Here is a 21,856-nt window from a genome sequence, read left to right as displayed (position 1 = left end):
ATACCTTTTTAGTACTTTGAGAAATATTAAAGTACCAACTTAATTTAAATAGTTAAAAGGGAGAGCAGGTAAATTTGTGTTTTCACAAATCTATCTACTCTCCTTTTTAGAGGTGTTTTATTACAAATCTCAATTATAAAATAAAATTAATTATTTTATTCTTTAAAATATTAATTGAAATTTTTAAAAAAAGTTAAATTTATCATTTCGAAATATAGGTATTTATGTTAAAATTAATCATGTAAACGATTTTATTATTTAAATTATAATAAGTTAATCGTATTTGAAAATAAACGGTTAGCTTAAAGGTTGAGGAGAGATAAAATGGGGGAAAGGGTAAAATCTTTTATTAAGGAAATACCTATATTAACATTAGGTATGTTTATTGGAGCATTAGCTGTACATTTCTTTTTGATTCCAAGTAAATTAATTGTTGGATCTATTACTGGCTTATCAATAGTAATTAATTTACTTACATCCATTCCATTGCCGGTATTAATTTTTATTATAAATTCATTTTTATTAATTTTATCTTACTTTCTTATTGGGAAAGAATTTGGCATTAAAACTGTATATTCAGCTTTGATTTTGTCACCGCTCCTTGCCATACTAGAAAAGTTATGGCCAATGAGTCAATCATTGATGCAGGATCAGTGGCTAGATCTTATATGTTTTGTGTTGATTTTGAGTTTTTCACAAGCGATTTTATTTAGACGCAATGCATCAACAGGTGGTCTAGACATTATAGCCAAAATTGTAAACAAATATTTTCACGTTGATTTAGGTTCATCAGTTACTATTGCAGGAGCAATTATTTGTTGTACCGCAATTTTTGTGTATGATGTAAGAACGGTAATCATAGGATTGATTGGAACTTATCTCAATGGATTAATATTGGAGCACTTTATGATAGGATTTAATTCTAGAAAAAGGGTTTGTGTTATCTCTAATGATTATCAGTTAATTCGTAAATTTATAATAGAAGATATGAAGCGTGGAGCAACACTATATCCAATTAAAGGTGGATTAGAAGCTGAGGGCAAGTATGAAATTGAAAGTTTAATGACACGAAATGAATTTTCTTATCTTATGGAATTTATTAAAAAAGAACAAATTGATGCATTTATTACCGCAGGAACAGTTAGTGAAATCTATGGTAATCTTGGAATAAAGGGAATCAAAAGTAAACCAAAAGTATTGTTGGAAAATAAATAAAATGATTAATAAAAATAGCTATGTAAGTTTAAACTTATGTAGCTATTTTAAAATTAATGATTTTCTTATAAAAATTTTTTCTTAGTAATTAAATCTTCTGTATATCTACTATTTCTAGAAGTAATGAAGTTATAATTTCAATATAAATATATACATGAATGTTAATGCTGGTTGATAGACATTGAAGGGTAAGAAAAATATAATAAATATGAAAGGTATGATAAATATGATTAATATAAATTTGAAAAGATTAAGGAAAATCAATCAATATACTCAAGAAGAGGTGGCAGAGAAGATTAATGTTTCTAGGCAAGCTGTTGCTAAATGGGAAAATGGAGAGTCAACTCCAGATATAAATAGTTGTATTGCTCTTGCAAAATTGTATAACGTTACTATGGATGATTTAGTTAATCATTCAGAGGAAGATTCAGGTGTTGTTGTGCCACCTAAGGGAAAACATTTCTTTGGGTCCGTTGTGGTTGGAGAACGTGGTCAGATTGTTATTCCTAAAAAAGCTAGGGAGCTATTTAATATTAAGTCTGGTGATAATTTATTAATATTAGGAGATGAAGATAGGGGAATTGCCATTGTACATCAACGTGACCTTATAAATTTTGTAGGTCAAATTGGTGTGGTAACTAAGGAGTAATAGCTTTTAAGCAGAGGGGTTAAAAGGGGAGGATTATAATATGAGTAAGATAGTATTTTTTTGTATTCCTGCACATGGACATACGAATCCTACAATTGAGGTAGTGCGTGAATTATCATATAGAGGCCATGAAGTATGGTATTATTCTTTTGATGAATTTAAAGAAAAGATTGAAGGAGCAGGTGCAAAATTTATTAGTTGTAATGAGTATCTTCCAGAATTAAAGCCTGGAGATGAGAAAAAAATTGGGAAGGATTTTGCGGCTTTAATTGAGATGATAGCAGATACTACTATAGCTTTAGATGAAAAAGTATGTAATGAACTTAAAGGGTTTAATCCAGATTGTATTGTATCAGATTCTTTATGTTTTTGGGGTAAGCTATTTGCAGAAAAATTAAATATTACCTATGTATGTTCTACAACAACCTTTGCATTTAATAAGTATACTGCAAAGATGATGAAGAAAGGTTTTAAGGAAGCTATACTTATGATTTTAGGCATGAGTCGTATTAATAAGAAAATAGAGCTTTTGAGAAACCATGGATATAATGTTAAGAATTTTGTTTCTATAATTCAAAATGATAATGATACAAATACCATTGTATATACTTCAAAGGAGTTTCAACCAATGGTAGAGACTTTTTCAGATAAATATTCCTTTATAGGACCTTCAGTATCTAATGTTAAGGCTGGATATGAGGAAAGAAAGCGTAAAAAAATATATATTTCCTTGGGAACGGTTAATAACAAAAATATAAAATTTTATAAAAATTGTATAAAAGCCTTTGAAACTTGTGATTTTCATGTAGTTATGTCAGTTGGAAAAGATACTGTAATTGAAGACTTAGGCTATATACCAGAAAATTTTCAGGTTATAAATAGTGTTGAACAAATTATAGTGCTTCAAAATACAGATGTATTTATTACTCATTGTGGTATGAATAGTGTTAATGAAAGCTTGTATTATGGAGTGCCTATGGTGTTATATCCACAGCATGAAGAGCAAGGAATGGTAGCAAGACGAGTTGCTGATTTGAAAGCTGGGATCTTTTTAAAAGGAAATAATCCTAAATCCGTAAAAGATGCAGTATTACAGGTTATGGATAATGATGATTATAAGAAAAATGCAAATAAATTAGCAAAAGGTTTCAAAGATGCTGGAGGTTCAAAGAAAGCAGCTGATTCTATATTAAAGGTTATAGATGCTATAAATTGACGGTTATAATCACACACTGTATAATAAAATATATAAGATAAATAGTGTAAAAAACTTTACACTAAGGATAAAGGGTAGGGGGAGAAAAGATGATAGATAAATATTGGGAAGGTAAGCATTATGCTTTTCATCAAAATAAGGAATGTGAATATTTCCCTTGTCACAAAACTAATAAACCTGAGGAGTTTAATTGCCTATTTTGTTATTGCCCACTTTACGCATTAGCTGATAAATGTGGTGGTAATTTCAAAATTACTGAAGATGGAATAAAGGACTGTAGTGGATGTATGGTTCCACATGTTAAAGATAACTATGGGCTTATAAATAGTAAGTATAGTGAAATTATGAAACTAGTAAAAGAGCAATTAGATAAAGATAAATAAGCAGATAATAAATAAGCTAAAAAGCTAGATACTAAGTTGTATTTAGCTTTTTAGCTTATTTATTTAGTTATAATATTAAGGTCGAAAAGAGATAATACTATTTATAATGTTAACTATTTCTTTAGGAGATTCCTTTAAATCATTGTCTAGCCATGTTTGAACAACTGAAACAACCCCTCCTACAGAGTATTTTATAAAGTAATCTAAAAATTTATCATCTACTTTTGAATGACTAACTAGCTTATCAATTTTAGATTTACTTGCTACGTAAATAATACGATCCATAATGTTGTTTTCCATTTGTTTACTGAATAAAATTTGGCATAATTCTTTGTTTTCTTGAATTAATTCAAGAGCTTTAAGCAATAAAACATCTTTGTATTCTTCAACGGGGGTTTCTTCGATATATTCTAAGATTTGATTAAATAGTTCATCCTCTAGGGATTTAAGTAGGTCATAGGTATCTTTATAATGGGTGTAAAAAGTTCCTCTATTAATATCTGATTTTTTGCAGATATCAGTAACTGTAACTTCATGAATTTTCTTATGCTTAAGTAATTCAATTAAACTTTCTTTTATTATTTTTTTAGTATATAAAATTCTTCTGTTTCCTTTAACGCCTGCCATTTAACTCATCCTTTTTTAGTATTTATTAAAGCAATTATTAATTATATGTTATTAAATAAACAAAATTCGTTAAAATGTATATTTAATAACACTATAAAAATATGTGATTATTGTAACTAATCCATATATTATTTATACTTGAATTATAGCATTAACTAAACAAGGTGTCTATTTAATGACATTGAGTATTTAAGGGTAGTATTGATTAGGGAGGGCAACATGTCATACATAGAGATAAAAGATGAATATAAAAGATACAAGGTTGGAGAAACTACCATTGCAGCAAATAATGGTATTAATTTTTCTATAGAAAAGGGAGAGTTTACTATTATTCTAGGACCAAGTGGTGCAGGTAAAACAACTGTGCTCAATATACTTGGAGGAATGGATACTTGTGATGAAGGTGAAATAATTATTGATAACGTTGATATATCTAAGTTTAACAAGAGACAGCTTACAAAGTACAGAAGACATGATGTGGGGTTTGTTTTCCAGTTTTATAATTTAGTTCAAAATTTAACTGCAAAGGAAAATGTGGAATTGGCTACACAAATTTCAAAGGATGCTTTAGATGTAGATAAAACTCTTGAGTTAGTGGGACTTGATCATAGAAAAAACAATTTTCCATCTCAATTATCAGGAGGAGAACAGCAAAGGGTTTCTATAGCAAGGGCTATAGCTAAAAATCCTAAGTTGCTTTTATGTGATGAGCCAACTGGAGCCCTTGACTATAAAACAGGAAAACAGATTTTAAAGACATTACAGGATACATGTAAAAATACAGGGACAACAGTAATTGTTATAACCCATAATTCAGCCCTTGCGCCTATTGCAGATAGAGTTATAAAAATTAGGGATGCAAAGGTTACAAGTGTTGAAGTGAATAAAAATCCTGTTTCAGTTGAAGACATAGAGTGGTAGAGGGTAGAAGATGAAAAATGGAGCATATAAAAAATCAATAATAAGGGAAATATTATCTTCTAAAGCAAGGTTTATATCAATATTTGCTATAATTTTTTTAGGAGTTGCTTTTTACTCTGGAATTAAATCTAGTGGACCAGATTTAAAAGAGTCTATAAATGAATTTTTTAAAGAGCAAAATCTAATGGATAGCAAGATAGTGTCTAGTATAGGTCTTAATGAGAATGATTTAAAGCTACTTGAGAATAAGGATAAAATTTTAGATTACTTTGGAACATCTAGTATAGATGTAAATTTAACTAATATAAATAATGTGGTTAAATTTATGGAATATGATGAGAAGGACTCTAGTAATATAAATAAATTTATTGTTAAAAAAGGGAGATTGCCTGAAAATAGTGGTGAGATAGCTTTAGATGAAAATGCTTTAAAGGAAGATAAAAATTTAAACATAGGGGATACCTACACCATAGAATCTGATGAAGAGCTAGATAAATACTTTAAGAAGAAAACTTTTAAAATTGTTGGATTTGTACAAAGTCCTATGTATATAGAAAATATATCTAGGGGAACAACTACCGTTGGAAAAGGAAGTGTAGACTATTTTGCAATATTAAATAGCTTAGATATATCCATGGATGTGTATACGGAAGTATATGTACGATTTAAAAATGTAGCTAACCTTGGTGCATATAGTGACGAGTATAAGGATAAGATGGAGGAAAATAATAAGTATCTTAAAAACCTATACTCAAAAAGAGTGGTAGAAAGAATTGAAGAAGTAAAATTAGAGGCAGAAAAGGAGCTTAGTAAGGCTTATAAAGAAATAGAAGATGGTGAAAAAAAACTTGAAGATGCTGAAAAAGAAATAGATGAAGGTAGAGCAAAGCTTATTAATGGTAAAAATCAATATGAAGAGTTTGCAGAAAAGTATCAGCAAGAAATTAAAGCTGGTGAACTGAAATTAATTGAAGGTGAAAGAGAGTTAGACAAAGGTCAGAAAGAACTTGATAAACAAAAAGAGCAATTTTTACAGGGTGAGAAACAGCTAGAGGCAGGAAAAATTCAACTTGATAATGCTAAGGAAGGATTCTTAAATCAAGGCATTGATCCTACTGAGAGCACAGTAGAGTATGAAAATCAAATAGATAGTTTAGAAGTTTTAATTGGGACATACAAGACACTTTCTAATGATATGAGAGAAACAGCAAAGAACCTTAAAGAAGGTGAAAAAGTTTCAACGGAGAAAATTCAGTATTGGAAAGGTGCTTTATCTAATCCTAATTTAGGTTTAAATGAATTAGGTAGTTTAGTAAGTAGTTTAGAAAAAGACCCAACTAATGTTTCTTTAGTGATTAGTATGGCACAAGGAGTAGAAGGTGCTAGTAAAAGTGCAAGTGAGAATAAGTCTAAGGTAGAAACTTTAGTAGCTGGAATAACTCAGTATCAACAAGGTATAATTGCCTATGAGGAGAAAGTTAAAAGTTTTAATGAAGGCAAGATACAACTTGAAGCAGCTGAAAAGCAAATACTCATAGGGAAAGAGGAACTTATCAAAGGTAAAAAAGACCTTGAGGAAGGTAAAAAACAAGGACAGTTAGAACTTGATAAGGCTAAGAAGGAACTTGAGGCTTCGGAGAAAAAACTTCTTCATGGAGAGAAGGATATCAAGGAGAATAAAGCAAAACTTACAGATGGGCGAAAAGAGATAGATGAAGAAAAAGAAAAATTAGGTGATTTGGATAATAGTAAGTATTATTTCTTTGATAGAAATGATAATCCTGGTTACGCAACTTACAAAGGATCAATTGATAGCTTAGATAAGATAGCTTCAGTATTTCCTGTGTTTTTCTTCCTAGTTGCAGCACTTATATGCTTAACTACAATGACTAGGATGGTGGAAGAAAATAGAGTGGAAATAGGAACTCTAAAGGCATTAGGCTATAAGGATTTAGAAATAGCTAGGAAATTCATAGTTTATGCAGCATTAGCTAGTATTGTTGGTAGTGTCCTTGGTATTGTAGTTGGAAGCAGTATCCTTCCATATATAATTAGTAAAGCTTATTCATCTGCCTTTGCATTACCAAAGGTAAAAATAAACTATTATCCATCCTATATAATTCAGTCTTTAGTAGCTTCAATACTTTGTACCGTGGGAGCATCATTAATTGTATTAAAAGAGGAATTAAGAGAAAATCCTTCTAATTTAATGAGAATAAAAGCTCCAAAGGTTGGTAAAAAGATATTATTAGAAAGAATTACACCTTTATGGAGAAGACTGAACTTTAATCAAAAGGTTACCTTTAGAAATCTTTTTAGATATAAGCAAAGGATGTTAATGACAATACTTGGTATATCAGGATGTATGGCTATGCTTGTTGCAGGGATATCTCTTGAAAAATCCAATTCTTCAGTTATGGATATTCAATTTGGGAAATTATTAAAGTACGATGCTATGGTAGTATTTGATGATAATAATAGTAAAAAAGAAGATGAGGAATATGAAAGTAGTTTAAATAACTTAAAGGGATATGAAAGTAGCTTAAATATTCATCAAGATTCAGTAACCTTTATTAAAGAAGGTGTAAGTAAGCAAAGTGCTATTATGTATGTACCAGAAAATATAGATGAGTTAAATAAATATATTTTATTAAATGATAGAAAAAGTGGAACTGAGTACAAACTATCAGATAGTGGAGTAATTATAAATGAAAAACTTGGAAATGGTTTAGGGGTATCTGCTGGGGATTATGTAACTTTAACAGATTCAGATAATAATTCTCATCAGGTTAAAGTAGACAACATAGTAGAAAATTATGCTGGACATTATATATATCTATCACCATCCTATTATAAAGAGATATTTAAAAGTGCTCCAAAATATAATGCACAATTATTAAAGTTAAATTCTAATAGAGAAGATGATAATAAAATATCTACTACTCTTATGGACAATGATAAAGTAGTAAATGTTACCCTTGCTTCAAAGCTAAGAAGCTTAAGTGAATCTGCTGATTTAGGCTTAGTTATGATAGTAATAATAGTTGCTTCTGGAAGTTTAGCATTTGTTGTATTATATAATTTAATTAATATAAATGTATCTGAACGTATAAGAGAGATATCTACAATAAAGGTACTAGGCTTTTATGATAATGAAGTTGCTATGTATATATTTAGAGAAAACATAATACTAACAATATTAGGTATACTTGCAGGGTCAGTTATGGGTAAAATATTATATGTATTTTTAGTGAGTACAGCAGAAATGGATAATATGATGATGATACCAACTGTAGATATGAGCAGTTATGTAATCTCTGGAGTAATTACAATGTTTTTTGCCATATTAGTTATGATAATGATGCATATAAAATTAAAATATATAAATATGATTGATGCACTAAAATCCATAGAGTAAAGTTTAAATTAAAGGGAGTCGCAAATTGCGGCTCTTTTTTTCTGCAAAGTGTTAGGTTAAAAGTAGTATTTTTTTATCCGATATCTACCAGATCTAATACTCCATCTTTTTCAAAGTGGGAGTAAAGAACTCTGTTTATGATGTTATCATGAAACTAAATAGATATCCTTAATTGTAAATTAAGATGCAACCCTCAGTTGTAAATCGAAATGCAACCCTTAATTTTAAGATAAAGAGATATTGCTTAAAAGAATAAAAATATATTGAAAAACAATAAAGGTAATGGTATCATATATAAATAAAGAGTGAAATATTGGTAAATTATTACTGGTTTGTTACTCTGTAAAAAGAAAGTAGTAATAGATATTTGTTACTATGATAGCTTTTGAAAAGGAGACAATTTATTGTGAAAATAAAGTTTATTTTACCAGCATTAGAAGAGGCAAAAAGTCCATATTGGAGGCCTATAAAATATTCACTGTTTCCTCCTTTAGGCTTGGCTACTTTAGCATCATTGTGTGATGACTCAGATGAAATAGAAGTAGTGGATGAACATATAGAAGAAATAAATTTAAATGATGAACCAGATTTAGTTTGTATTGAAAGTTATATAACTAATGCTAATAGAGCTTATGAAATTGCAGATTTTTATAGAAAAAGAGGAATAAAGGTTGCTATTGGTGGAATTCATGCAACATCATTACCTATAGAGGCTAAGAAGCATGCAGATACTGTATTACTTGGTCTTGGAGAAAGAAGTTTTCCAGAGTTTTTAAAGGATTTTAAAGAGGGAAATATAAAGGAGTTTTATGAGCAAGGGGAAGTTTCATTAGATAATCTTCCGCTGCCAAGAAGGGATTTATTTAAACAAGAGAAGTATTTAGTTCCAAATTCCATGGTCTTTTCAAGAGGGTGTCCTAATAAATGTTCCTTTTGTTATGTTAGTTCATTTTATAAGGGTGGAAAATCTTTTTTTGCATATAAAGTAGACAGGATATTAAAAGAAATTGAAAGCATGAAAGGGAGACATTTATATTTCCTTGATGATAATATATTTGCGGATAAAAAGTTATCAAGGCAAGTTTTCAAGGAAATGAGGGGAATGAATAGAGTTTTCCAAGGTGCAATAACTGTGGATTCTATTCTTCAAGATGATACAATTGATCTTGCGTATGAGGCTGGATTCAGGAGTGCTTTTATTGGGTTTGAAAGTATTAATAAACAGAACTTAATTCAAGCTAATAAAGGGTCTAACATAGGAAAAGATTATAGTAAAGCAATAAAAAAATTAGATGAATTAGGAATAATGATAAATGGAAGTTTTATTTTTGGACTGGATAGTGATACTTTAGATGTTTTTGATAGAACTACAGAATGGGCTATTAATAGCGGGATAACCACAGCAACTAATCATATTCTTACTCCTTATCCTGGTACGGGTATATTTAATAAAATGAATGAAGATAAGAGAATTATTACTAAGGATTGGAGATTATACGATACTAGGCATTTAGTATTTAATCACCCTAATATTACAAAAGAAGAAATGGAAAGTGGATATAATAGAGCTTATAAAAATTTCTATAGATGGAGAAATATATATAAGGCATCAAAGGAACATGAAGAACTTAGAATGAGATTAAAACATTTCACTTATGCAGGTGCATGGAAAAAATTTGAGCCAGTATGGAATTTTCTAATTAAGAATGAACTTCTTTCAAAGAGTAGAAGTGCATTGGTAAGAACATTAAAGTAATTGAGTAATTAAATTAGATAGTTTTATTTTTGAAAAAGTTGAGACTTTTACTATTTAATGTATTATAATTTAATAGTATATATTTGTTGGTTTTTAATATAAATTGGAAATATATTTTCATGGGTAAGATATAAAAATTTAAAGGGGTGTATAAGAATGAAAGCAGCGTTTCTAATAATTGATATGCAAAAGGGATGTTATGACTTTTGTAAATGTCAAAGAGAATTTGATGATGCAGTAGAGTATATAAATGAGGCAGCACGTATGTTTAGGGAAAAAGGATTGCCTGTTGTTAAAGTATTGGATATAGAAGTGGGAGATGGTCCTGGTTCTGAGAAGTTTGAATTTGTTGATTCTATTAATGAGAGTACAGATGATATTGTTATACATAAAGAGTATAATAATGCATTTTTCAAGACAGAGCTTCATGATAAGCTTCAAGAACTTGGAGTTGAATTTCTTGTTATAAGCGGATTTGCAGCAGAGTATTGTGTATTGTTCTCTTATAATGGAGCAAAAGAAATGGGATATGGAACATCATTACTTCAAAGTGGCATTGCAGGGGTTGAATATGAAGAAGTGAAAAAAATGCAACTCTTAAGACCAGTAATTAGTCTTGAGGCATTGGAATATTTTTTAAAGTAAGAAAAGCTTAGTGCCTAGGCACTAAGCAATCCTCAGAACAAAAGCAGATAATCCAAAGATTTGATTTGGTGTAAGCCACTTTGGCAGCGTGCTTATTTTGTTTTAGAGCTATTGGATTAGATATATGCTGTAAACTATGAATTTTATAGAAAGTGCTAATCTTTGTGGTATGGAGCACTTTTTCTCTTGTATAGAACTTATACACTGAGATATAGTCAGATGGATGTATAAGACCCTTCGTCTCCATCATGAAACCCTCGACAATACGGAAATGTGTTGTGGAGGGTTATTTATTTTTTAGAATAAAGAATAATGAACAGTACCATAAATAAATGATATTTATAGCTGTAACCATTGATATCACATGGTTAAGGTTGTTTTTATAAGTTAAAAGATTTTCTAAAATCACTAGGAGTAATTCCATGAACATCTTTAAAGGCAGCAGCAAATTTGGCTGGATTTTTGTAGCCGCATAGTTCAGATATGCCACGAATACTTAGATGGTCAGCAGATAAGAGCTGCATGGCTCTTTTCATGGTTTCTATTCGAATATATTTATAAAGAGGAATTCCATAGTGATTTTTAAAAGATTCGCGAAGTTTACTTTCGCTCATTTCAGCTATTCTGCATAGTTCAAGTGTATCTGGAGTATTTAAAATATCTTCATCAATCTTAGTCTTAACTTGATAAATCTTCTGCTCATTTTCCCAAGTAATGTAGTGGCGGCGGCTGCTTCTTCTTTTCGGGATATCAGGAAAGTTTCTAGTGATTGCAGACAAAAGATGCAAAGTCATCCCCTCAAAAGCAAGTAAAGGCATGTCTGTATTTCTTACAGCCCATCTAATTTGCTCTAAAATAAGCATTATATCAGGAGTGTTGTAATGTTGGGTTTTCCAGAGCTTCGCATCACCAACACTAATTTTAGGTGCATTAGTACGTTCTTTAAGAAAGGGTTTTATAAAATCATCAAAAATTAAAACACTGGTAAAACAATAGTGTACGTCTTTAGAGAAAGTAAAAGTAAATGGTTTTTGAGGATTAATAATTAGATGAGTGATTGGAGAAAGAACTTGTCTCTTTTTTCCTTGCTGTGAATAGACTATTTCTCCACAGTCAACACAGAAGATAATCATAAAAGGCCTACTTGAATTTATTGTATGTACTATCTGTTCACTTGGAGTAAACCAAGCACTTGAAACAAACAATCCTTTAGCAGCATTTATTTCTGCAATCCATCCATTTGACCAATGAGTAGGAAAATCGTAAATATGTCCATTACCATAAGACCTTTTAACAAAATTATATTTATCTGCTAAAGCACTCCAAGAAGAATCATTATATTCATCCATAAAATTTTTACCCCTCTCTTTTTTGATTTAAAGTAACAATATTATAGCATCATTTGAGAAATGTTTTCAATAAGAACATAATCCGTTTTATTTAAATTACAATCCATAATAACGAGAAGTATTTTCATTTAGCCCTTATAAAACAATAAGTTACTCTTATTTTAATAGAAAATGACTTCTGAAAAGGGGGTTTTTAAGCGATTGACAGTGGAATTTATAAATGCTAAGATTTTAAAAGTTAGACTAGTCTTACATTTGTATATAACGCAGGTGCTAGCGGTATTAGATTAATATAAGATATTTATAAGGGAGAGATATAAAATGAAGAAATTTTTATCACTATTCTGTACAGCATTTATAGCTACTTTAATTTTAGTTGGTTGTTCTTCATCTAAGGATACTACTAAAGAAGAAGCTGTTCGTACTGTAAGTACTGTAAGAGGAGATGTTGAGGTTCCTGCTAATCCAGAAAGAGTTATTGCTACTTATGGAATGGGTGACATTTTGGCATTAGGAGTTAAACCAGTAGCTACTTATGATGCAAATGGGAGTGCTTATGAAAAGGAAGTAGAAGACTTACCAGTATGGGAAAACTTTGAACCAGAGGAAATAATGCAATATAATCCAGATCTTATTCTTGTTATAAACGAAGAAAAGATTGAGGAGTTTTCTAAAATTGCCCCTACAATTTATATTCCTTTCAGTACTCTTAGCATGGAGGAGAGAATAACATTTTTAGGGGAGGTTCTTAATAAAAAGGAAGAGGCATCAAAGGTGCTATTTGATTTTAAAGAAAAAATAAATGATGCAAAGGAACAATTAGTTTCTAAAGAAATTATGGATAAGAAATTCAGTATTTTTGAGAGTAGCCCAAATGGAGGTATTTGGGTGTATGGTGATAAATGGGGACGTGGAGGCGACCTAATTTACAGTCATTTCGGATTTAGAGCACCAGATGTCATACAGAGTGAAATTATAGGAAAAGATCAATATAGAGAGGTTTCTCTTGAATCAATTAAGGATTACGCTGGAGATTATATAATATTTAGTGGAGAGATAGGGGAATTAGAGAATAATCCAGTTTGGAAATCAATTCCCGCTGTTAAGGCAGGACATGTTATACCTATTGATTTTACACTGTTTTATGATATTGATATTTACTCATCGGGGGTACAGTTAGATTATATTATGGATAAATTACTAGAAAATTAATAAAAATAAATTAAGCTATAATATTCATGTAAAGAGATAGGAGTTCTCTAATGAATTTTATAGCTTAATAATACAAGGGGCTGTATCAAAATAAATTTTGATACTAGCCGATAAAAAGGTGGATTCAGTAATTTGAATCCACCTTTTTGCACATAATAATTACATGAAAAAGATTATTAGTCTAAAACAGATGTAGACGCAACTTTCATGAATATGAAAGAAGATCATATGAGAAATAGCCAATTAAAATCGGCTTATAATGTACAAATAGGAGTAGAAGCTGAATATATTGTAGGGGTTCATATATCATATGAAAGATCTGACCAACTTACTTTAATTCCTTTTTTAGACGAACTAGAATCCAATATAGGAAAGAGATGTAAATCGATAACGGCTGACGCCAGATAAGAAAGTGAAGAAAATTATAAATATTTAGAAAGTGAAAAAAGAAGCCGTATCAAGATTGATTTATGAAATCAATCTGATACAGCTCTTTAATTTTTTATAAGTTAAAATATTTTCTAAATAACTATGAGTAATTCTATGGATATCTTTAAAGGCAGCAGCAAATTTTACTGGATTTTTATATCAGCATAGTTCAGATATACTACGAATACTTAGATTGTTGGCAGATAAGAGTTGAAAAACATAATCCGTTTTATTTAAATTACAATCCATAATAACGAGAAGTATTTTCATTTAGCCCTTATAAAACAATAAGTTACTCTTATTTTAATAGAAAATGACTTCTGAAAAGGGGGTTTTTAAGCGATTGACAGTGGAATTTATAAATGCTACGCTTTTAAAAGTTAGACTAGTCTTACATTTGTATATAACGCAGGTGCTAGCGTTATTAGATTAATATAAAATATTATAAGGGAGAGGTATAAAATGAAAAAATTATTGTCATTATTTTGTGCAATATTTATGACTACTATGATTTTCGCTGGCTGCTCTTCATCTAAAAATGCAGAGAAAGAAGAAGCAACTGTTCGTACTATATCTACTGTAAAAGGGGATATTGAAGTTCCTGCTAATCCTAAGCGTGTTATTGCTAATTGGTATGTTGGAGATGTTATTACTTTGGGATTAAATTTAGTTGGATATAATGCTTGGGAACAAGAAAGTATGCCTTTTTATGATACTCTTAAAGCTTCTACAAAAATTGAAAAGTGGGAGCCTGAAGGCGTCATGAATTTAGAACCAGATCTTATTATTACATATGATGAGGCAGACTTTGATAAATTCAGTAAAATAGCTCCAGTTCTTGTTATTCCAGAAGGAGATATGGATTCTCTTGAACGTATAAAAACCATAGGAGAAGCTACAGGACGTAAGGCTGAAGCAGAGAAGGCAGTTTCTAACTTTGAAGAAAAACTTGCGGATGTGAAGAAAACTTTTAAAGGTGATACATTTGAAGGTAAAACTTTCAGTATTTTGGAAGATTGGGGAGCTACTGGTGAGTGGAGCGGTATATATTATGAGACAGGTTCTAGAGGTGGTACTTTAGTATATGAATATCTTGGACTTAAATATCCAGACAAGCTTAAAGAACTTATAGAGAAATCAGGAGAAGGACGTGGACATATAAGTTACGAAGTAGCCAATGAGTATTTTGGAGATTATATACTATGGTGTAGGCAGGAAGGTAAGGAATCTGATTATGCAAAAACAGATATTTGGAAGAGTATTCCTGCAGTTAAAGAGGGAAGGGTTATAGAAATTCCAGCAAAGTATCAAGGACTTTTCTTTTACTCTGATATCTTAAGTCTTACTGAACAACTTGACTATATGGTTAATGCAATAAATTCATTAGCTAAATAATTCTAATTGAGAAAGGAAAATAAATATGCAAAATACCTATAATAAAAAGCGACAATTAGGGGCTTTGAATTTTACAATCTATATGATTACAGGAGTGGTTTTGCTGGTGATTATGTCAGCGGCATCAATTTCTTTTGGTGCTGCTGATATGAATTTGTCTACGGCTTGGGGAGCCATTTTTAATTTTGACTCTTCTTTAACTGAACACCAGATTATTCAAACTCTCCGACTTCCTCGTATAGCAGCTAATATAATTGTCGGGTCAAGCCTTTCCATATGTGGTGCTATAATGCAGGGAACCACAAGAAATCCTCTTGCTGATTCTGGACTTATGGGTATAAGTAGCGGTGCTACTTTTGCTATGGCCTTTTGCATGGCATTTTTACCTGGTAGAAGTTATGGACAGATGATGCTTTTTGCATGTATTGGTGCAGCTGTTACTACAGGCATGACTTATTTTATTGCGTCTATTGGCAGAGGAGGCATGAAACCACAGAGACTTGTTTTAGCAGGTATTTCTATATCAATGCTATTTGGTGCTTTTAGTCAATATCTTTCTATTAAATATAGACTTGGGCATGCTTTAGCTTATTGGACTGCTGGAGGAACAGCAGGTGCTAAATGGAGTGAACTTGCTATAGTTTTCCCATTCTTTATTTTAGGTATAATTACAGCTCTTGTTATATCACCTTCAATTACTCTTTTAAATCTTGGAGATGATGCAGCTATAGGTCTTGGACTTAATACTAAGAAGGTTAAAGGGGTTTCTACTGTAGTAGTTCTAATACTTACAGGGCTTTCTGTAATTGTTGTTGGACCTGTTGGTTTTATAGGATTAATAGTACCTCATATTGTCCGCTACCTTATAGGTGTAGATTATAGATACATAATTCCAGCTTCAGGATTATATGGAGCTTTGATTACTGTGGCAGCAGATTTAGTTGGAAGGCTTATTAATAAGCCTTATGAAACTCCCATTGGAATTATTTTTGCTGTAATAGGGGTTCCGTATTTTCTTTATCTTACAAGGAAGCAAAGGAGGGAATTCCAATGAAGAAAAAGGTTTACTCAGTTTCACGTGGCTTAACTATTATTTTAGTACTTACCATTGTGCTGTTATTTGTGGCGGTAATAAGTGTGAACTCAGGTAAAATGAATCTCTCTCCTTCAGAAGTCTTTAATGTTCTTCTTGGAAAAGGTACAGCTAAACAAAATCTTATAGTATATGATTTTCGTCTTCCTCGTATTGTATTAACTATTCTTGTAGGTATTGGTATGGGAACAGCTGGATGTGTAATGCAGAGTTTACTTCGCAATGATATGGCTAGTCCTGGAACTTTGGGAATAAGTTCTGGTTCTGGATTGTTTGTATTATTGTTTATAGTTGTTTTTAAGGTAGATAGTATATCTTCAGCTATTGCTCTCCCCCTTCTAGCTTTTATAGGCGGAATGACAGCAGCAGTGCTTATATTTTTACTTTCCTATAAAAGAGGAAAAAATATATCACCTACAGGATTAATTTTGACAGGGGTGGCTGTTGGAAGCGGATATAGCGCTATTACTATGATGCTTACTTTAAAGCTAGATGAAAAACAGATGGATTTTATTCAAAGATGGAGTGCCGGAAGTCTTTGGGGAGACAATTGGACGTATATTTCTATTCTTGCACCTTGGATATTGATTCTATTTTTATATGTACTTTATAAATCTCGTACTTTGAATACTTTAAACCTTGGTAATCAAACTGCAATAGGATTAGGAGTAGCAGTAAAGAGAGAATTCATAGGTCTAGCTGTAGCAGCTGTTGCTCTATCGTCAGGTAGCGTGGCCTTAGGTGGAAATTTCTTTTTTGTTGGAATGATTTCTCCACATATGGCGAGAAAGTTTGTAGGCTCAAATCATAAATTATTGATTCCCACCGCATCTCTAGTAGGCTCAATAATTATTCTATTATCAGACACTATTACTAGAACTATAAGTCTTGGAACCGATGTTCCTACAGGAATTATTATTACTGTATTAACTACACCGTACTTCTTATACTTATTAGTAAAGTCAAATTAAGGAGGTTTGTATGAAAAGTATTGAAACTAAAAATTTAGATATAGCTTATGATGATACTCTCATTGTAAATGAATTAAATATGCAGATACCAGAGGGAAAGATAACTTCTATTATAGGAGCAAATGGATGCGGTAAATCAACTATTTTAAAAGCAGTTGGACGTATATTAAAGCCTAAAAAGGGTGTAGTACATATAAGTGGACAAGATATAAGTAAATTACCTACAAAAGAAATAGCCAAAAAGATGGCAATACTTCCTCAAACTCCTACTGCACCAAGTGGACTTACTGTAGGTGAGTTAGTTGCATATGGACGTTTCCCTCATCAAAAAGGTTTTGGAAATCTCACAGAGGAAGATAAAAGAATTGTTAAATGGGCTTTAACTGCAACTAAGTTAAGTGAGTTTGAGAGAAGAGAAGTTGATGCTTTATCAGGAGGGCAAAGACAGAGAGTTTGGATTGCTATGGCTCTAGCACAGCAAACTGATTTAATTTTATTAGATGAACCTACTACTTACCTTGATCTTGCGCACCAATTAGAGGTTTTAAAGCTTTTATATGAGCTTAACCGTAATCAAAAGTGCACAATTGTTATGGTACTTCATGATTTAAATCTTGCTGCAAGATTTTCTGACTATATTATCGCTATTCAAAAAGGCGCTATAATAAAACATGGAGCTCCTGAGGAAGTTATGACTCCAGAGGTGCTTAGAAAAACATTTAATATCAATGCTGATGTTGTTATTGAACCAAAGAGTAATCGTCCAGTATGCATTACCTATGATATTGTAGATGAAAATGAGGATGTAGAGTTGAAGGAAAAGGAGGTAGTAGGCATATGAGAACTACCTTACGTATTTTTATGGGAGCCAGAAAATATTGGATTTATTTAATATTAGCATTAATAGCCGTTATTATTTCTACCATAGCAGGATTTTATAATCCATGGGCCCTAAGAGAGCTTACAAGTATAGCAACAGAAGGAAGCGCTGATTTTGGAGCTCAATCTTTACGAATAGGATTGATGCTTTTAGTTGCAACTGTACTTCAATCAGCTGGAAGTTCTATTTCAGGATATCTAAACCATCATGCAGCTTTACATTATGTTGCAGATATGAGAACAGAAATTTACTCTAAGCTTCAGCATATGGGGCTTAAGTATTTTAATAAAAGTCGTACAGGAGATTTAACTAGCAGAGTTATTAATGATGTTATGGAGGTAGAGATTCTTTTAGCTCACGTAATTCCTGATTTTGTTGTTAATATATTGACTTTCGTAGGTGTTGGGATACTATTATTTTCTATTAATATAAAGTTGGCTTTTTTAAGTCTTGTTACTATTCCTTTTCTTATTATGATTACTCTTTGGCAGAGTAATCATCTTTCTCCTATATGGAAGCAGAATTCTATGGTTAGGGGAGAACTTTCTGGTACTGTTCAAGATAATTTTTCTGGAATTAAGGAGATACAGATATTTAATCAACAAGAAAGAGAAGAAAAAAGGATTAAGAACCTTTCTGTAAAACATAGTAAAGCATACTTAAAGGCAAGCTTCTTTTTTGAAACCACTTTTCCGCTTCTTGCATTTTTCACTGCTCTAGGTTCTGTTATAGTTATAATATTTGGTGGATTTATGGTTTCAAGAGGAGAAATTAACATTGGAGATATTGTAGGATTTTCTATGTATCTGGGTATGTTTTATGGACCTATAAAGAGCTTTTCAAGACTTATGGAAATGTCAGGTAACGCACTTGCAGGGTGTAGACGCGTTTTTGAGGTTATGGATGAAGTTACAGATGTTAAAGAGAAAGTTAATGCAAAGAAAATGTCTAAGGTTAAAGGAGAAATTGATTTTAAGGAAGTTTCTTTCTCTTACAATGATGAAGTAAACATTTTGCAAAATATAAATTTAAAAGTAAATCCAGGAGAAACTGTAGCTTTTGTTGGGGCAACTGGAGTGGGCAAAACCACAATAGCCAGTCTTTTAAACCGCTTTTATGATCCTCAGAATGGAGGCATTTTAATTGATGGAATAGATATTAAAGATGTAACTTTAAAGAGTCTTAGAGATAATATAAGCATGGTTTTACAGGACACCTTTTTATTTAACGGAACAATTTATGAAAATATTGTTTATGGCTGGAAAGAAGCTACTAGGGAGCAGGTTCTTAAGGCTTCAAAGGCGGCTAATGCTCATGATTTTATTGAAAACTTAGAAGATGGTTATGATACCATAATAGGAGAGCGTGGAGTACGTCTTTCTGGAGGACAGAAACAGAGGATTTCCATAGCTAGAGCAATCCTTAGAAATTCACCTATTCTTATTTTGGATGAAGCTACATCAGCTCTTGATACAAAAACAGAGAAAGAAATCCAAGCTGCATTAGATGAAATTTCAAAAGATCGAACAACTATAGTAATTGCCCATAGATTATCAACTATCCGTAATGCAGATAAAATTGTAGTTCTAGAAGGAACAGGCATTAAAGAAACGGGAACCCATGATGAGTTGATTCGTTATGGAGGAACTTATGCTATGCTATATAGAAGTCAGGTATCTTAAATGTAAAAAAATTAACGATTTAAAATTGCAAAAGCAATTTTGAGTCGTTGATTTTTTTATTTATTATTATGTTCTGAAAGAAATTTTTGCATAGCATAAACAGAATCTGAACTAATAACGTGTTCTATAGCACAAGCGTCTTCATCTGCAATAGAACTATCGATGTTTAGAATTTTTATAAAGAAATCTTTAATAATGTGATGCTTTTTAGATGTAGATCTAGCTATTTCTAAGCCTAAAGGAGTTAAAAATATTTCCTTGTATCTTTCATTAGTTATAAGTCCTTTTTCAGCTAAAGTTACCATAGCGCTATTAGTGCTGGCTTTAGTTACTCCAAGCTTTTCTGCTATGCGAGTCATTTTAACTCCTTTACCTTCTTCTGATAACTCATAGATAGCTTCTAAATAATTTTCCATTACAAAAGTAAGTTTTTTCATACAAATCTCCTGTGATTTTTAAAGTTGATTTTATTCACTCTACATTAATAAAATGTCTTTTAATAATAATAACATATTTTATATGGAGTTCCCAGAATAGAGATATAATATATTGATCCAGAAATGTATTAAATGATGTTTTTCTCTTAATTCTTCACCATCTTTTATGAAATAAAAAGTATGAAGTCTTTTTACTACATCTTCAGGGAGATCATAATACACATATCTTGTTTTGAAGTTATATCTATATGGTTTGTATTTAATCCTAAGCATTTCTAGAAGTAGACCTAAGGAAAAATTTTGATAAAATGATATTGCTTCAATATAGTTGTGTCTGTTAAGTTCCTTCTCAATAAGGAACTTAACAGATTAAATAAACTATCTACTTTTTCTATTCTTGACCTAAGAGTTTTTGAAAGCTCAATCTTATTAATTGGAGCTACTTGGGCTACATTGCATTTGTCGAAAAGCACAAGTATATCTCCATAGATTTATTTATTTTGTTTTTCTGAACTTCAATGGAGTTTTTCCGTAAGTCTTTTTAAACATTTTAGAAAAGTTTGCAGAATAATTATAACCAACTTTTTGAGATATTTCTTCAATACTTAAATCTGTGGTAGATAAGAGGTTTGCAGCAATATTCATTTTAATATGATTAGTATATTCCCCAATGGACATGTGATAATGTTTAGAAAATCCTGCTTTTAATTTTTGTTCATTTAAAAATACCATCTTGCTTAAAGCACTGATATTAGGAGGATTATTATAATTTTTTTCTAAAATATCATGGGCTTTTTGAATAGCATGGATATCAGACGAGGTTAGTTTTATTATTCTGTTAGCACCAATATTAATATTTCCATAGTTAATTTGATTAGTAAAAGCATTCTCAGGCTTAGTGGCCTCATTTATTAATATAGCTATGCACTCTAAAATTTTACTTTCTAGATAAATACTATTTAAGGAATTTTCATAAGTTAAACTTTGTAACTGATTAATAATATCTATAATTTTTAAGGGTAGATAAGTATAGGTATAATTTTTAATAAAAGAATCAAAATCCATTATCTTTGGAAAGTTAGGTTTTATTATTTCATTAAAATAATTTTCGTATATAGTTATTTCAGTTCCATGAAAATGTTGTCCTTTTTTCCAATGCTGTTTACCTTTTAAATCTTTTTCAATAACAAAAAAAGATGAAGGAGTAAAGGATGAAACAGGATTATTTTCAATTTTAAATTCTGTAATTCCTTTATAAACTAAACCAAAACGCATTAAAAATTCAGGATTATCAAAATATATGGAAAAATCCTCAGGTATTGTATAGTCTGCAATACCTAAATTATAATAACCATCTCTTGAATAAGTAATTAAGTGGCCAAGTTCAGGGTTATTCTTATTTGTATATAAAGTATAGTTTTTACTTTCAATTTTACTAAAGCATAATTTATTTAAAACCACAGATTTAAATTCTTCACTAGATTTTACTATCATAAAAAGCCTCCTTCTTATAAATAATACTATATATAATTTGTAATTATTCAAGTAAAAATACTTAATTTAGATGTATAAATAATC

18 protein-coding genes and 1 pseudogene are annotated in these 21,856 nt (G+C 30.8%); 15 read left to right on the top strand and 4 right to left on the bottom strand.

The annotated features are described in order from the left end of the window. Positions 1-324 precede the first annotated feature (324 nt). The 4 genes from ACTNBA_RS02430 (at position 325) to ACTNBA_RS02415 (ending at position 3,463) form a co-directional block, all read left to right on the top strand. The gene (locus ACTNBA_RS02430) at positions 325-1,215 is read left to right on the top strand and encodes a YitT family protein (RefSeq protein ID WP_346878455.1); all 891 of its coding nucleotides are present in this window, start codon (positions 325-327) and stop codon (positions 1,213-1,215) included. 226 nt (positions 1,216-1,441) lie between these two features. Continuing rightward, positions 1,442-1,864, top strand: coding sequence for a helix-turn-helix domain-containing protein (locus ACTNBA_RS02425; protein WP_147520410.1), 423 nt, complete (start codon positions 1,442-1,444; stop codon positions 1,862-1,864). A gap of 40 nt (positions 1,865-1,904) precedes the next feature. Further along, the gene (locus tag ACTNBA_RS02420) at positions 1,905-3,080 is read left to right on the top strand and encodes a macrolide family glycosyltransferase (protein ID WP_441072300.1); all 1,176 of its coding nucleotides are present in this window, start codon (positions 1,905-1,907) and stop codon (positions 3,078-3,080) included. 89 nt (positions 3,081-3,169) lie between these two features. Further along, positions 3,170-3,463 (top strand): cysteine-rich small domain-containing protein, encoded by a 294-nt coding sequence (locus tag ACTNBA_RS02415; protein ID WP_035131288.1) that lies wholly within the window; start codon positions 3,170-3,172, stop codon positions 3,461-3,463. A 75-nt stretch (positions 3,464-3,538) separates the two neighbouring features. Here the strand turns inward: ACTNBA_RS02415 and ACTNBA_RS02410 are convergent, their stop codons facing one another. Continuing rightward, on the bottom strand, positions 3,539-4,090 hold the full coding sequence (locus ACTNBA_RS02410; protein ID WP_441072298.1) for a TetR/AcrR family transcriptional regulator: 552 nt from the start codon (positions 4,088-4,090) through the stop codon (positions 3,539-3,541). Positions 4,091-4,309: 219 nt separating this feature from the next. Here ACTNBA_RS02410 and ACTNBA_RS02405 point away from each other — a divergent pair, with 219 nt between their 5' ends. The 4 genes from ACTNBA_RS02405 (at position 4,310) to ACTNBA_RS02390 (ending at position 10,830) form a co-directional block, all read left to right on the top strand. After that, entirely contained in the window at positions 4,310-5,011 is a 702-nt protein-coding gene (locus ACTNBA_RS02405; protein WP_346870429.1) for an ABC transporter ATP-binding protein, read from the top strand. Between the two features lie 10 nt (positions 5,012-5,021). Then, positions 5,022-8,429, top strand: a complete 3,408-nt coding sequence (locus tag ACTNBA_RS02400) for an FtsX-like permease family protein (protein ID WP_441072295.1) — start codon at positions 5,022-5,024, stop codon at positions 8,427-8,429. 406 nt (positions 8,430-8,835) lie between these two features. After that, entirely contained in the window at positions 8,836-10,185 is a 1,350-nt protein-coding gene (locus ACTNBA_RS02395) for a B12-binding domain-containing radical SAM protein (protein WP_441072293.1), read from the top strand. Between the two features lie 156 nt (positions 10,186-10,341). Beyond that, the gene (locus ACTNBA_RS02390) at positions 10,342-10,830 is read left to right on the top strand and encodes a cysteine hydrolase family protein (RefSeq protein WP_441072291.1); all 489 of its coding nucleotides are present in this window, start codon (positions 10,342-10,344) and stop codon (positions 10,828-10,830) included. Between the two features lie 380 nt (positions 10,831-11,210). Here the strand turns inward: ACTNBA_RS02390 and ACTNBA_RS02385 are convergent, their stop codons facing one another. After that, the gene (locus ACTNBA_RS02385) at positions 11,211-12,179 is read right to left on the bottom strand and encodes a helix-turn-helix domain-containing protein (protein WP_441072289.1); all 969 of its coding nucleotides are present in this window, start codon (positions 12,177-12,179) and stop codon (positions 11,211-11,213) included. Between the two features lie 321 nt (positions 12,180-12,500). Here ACTNBA_RS02385 and ACTNBA_RS02380 point away from each other — a divergent pair, with 321 nt between their 5' ends. The 7 genes and pseudogenes from ACTNBA_RS02380 (at position 12,501) to ACTNBA_RS02350 (ending at position 19,841) form a co-directional block, all read left to right on the top strand. Then, positions 12,501-13,391, top strand: a complete 891-nt coding sequence (locus ACTNBA_RS02380) for an ABC transporter substrate-binding protein (RefSeq protein ID WP_441072287.1) — start codon at positions 12,501-12,503, stop codon at positions 13,389-13,391. A gap of 180 nt (positions 13,392-13,571) precedes the next feature. Next, positions 13,572-13,796: pseudogene (locus tag ACTNBA_RS02375) on the top strand (hypothetical protein); the annotation flags it as partial. Positions 13,797-14,282: 486 nt separating this feature from the next. Further along, entirely contained in the window at positions 14,283-15,215 is a 933-nt protein-coding gene (locus ACTNBA_RS02370) for an ABC transporter substrate-binding protein (protein ID WP_441072285.1), read from the top strand. A gap of 25 nt (positions 15,216-15,240) precedes the next feature. Continuing rightward, positions 15,241-16,269, top strand: a complete 1,029-nt coding sequence (locus ACTNBA_RS02365; protein ID WP_441072283.1) for a FecCD family ABC transporter permease — start codon at positions 15,241-15,243, stop codon at positions 16,267-16,269. Continuing rightward, positions 16,266-17,279 (top strand): FecCD family ABC transporter permease, encoded by a 1,014-nt coding sequence (locus ACTNBA_RS02360; RefSeq protein ID WP_441072281.1) that lies wholly within the window; start codon positions 16,266-16,268, stop codon positions 17,277-17,279. The genes ACTNBA_RS02365 and ACTNBA_RS02360 overlap by 4 nt, the downstream gene beginning before the upstream one ends. A 10-nt stretch (positions 17,280-17,289) precedes the next feature. Then, positions 17,290-18,120, top strand: a complete 831-nt coding sequence (locus tag ACTNBA_RS02355) for an ABC transporter ATP-binding protein (protein ID WP_441072279.1) — start codon at positions 17,290-17,292, stop codon at positions 18,118-18,120. Continuing rightward, positions 18,117-19,841: an ABC transporter ATP-binding protein gene (locus ACTNBA_RS02350; RefSeq protein WP_441072277.1), complete on the top strand. Its 1,725-nt coding sequence runs from the start codon at positions 18,117-18,119 to the stop codon at positions 19,839-19,841. Before ACTNBA_RS02355 ends, ACTNBA_RS02350 begins: the two co-directional genes overlap by 4 nt. Before the next feature lie 56 nt (positions 19,842-19,897). On the opposite strand, the gene ACTNBA_RS02345 is transcribed toward ACTNBA_RS02350, so the two are convergent. Further along, a complete protein-coding gene (locus ACTNBA_RS02345) occupies positions 19,898-20,278 on the bottom strand; it encodes a metal-dependent transcriptional regulator (protein WP_346870440.1) in 381 nt (126 codons plus the stop codon). A gap of 495 nt (positions 20,279-20,773) precedes the next feature. Continuing rightward, positions 20,774-21,772, bottom strand: coding sequence for a helix-turn-helix domain-containing protein (locus ACTNBA_RS02340; RefSeq protein ID WP_441072275.1), 999 nt, complete (start codon positions 21,770-21,772; stop codon positions 20,774-20,776). Between the last annotated feature and the right edge of the window lie 84 nt (positions 21,773-21,856).

This window comes from Clostridium sulfidigenes, assembly GCF_052067195.1.
Classification (GTDB): Bacteria; Bacillota; Clostridia; order Clostridiales; family Clostridiaceae; genus Clostridium_J; species Clostridium_J sulfidigenes.
The sequence above is the reverse complement of the archived record's forward strand: the minus strand, read 5'-3'. Positions and strand labels throughout refer to the sequence as shown.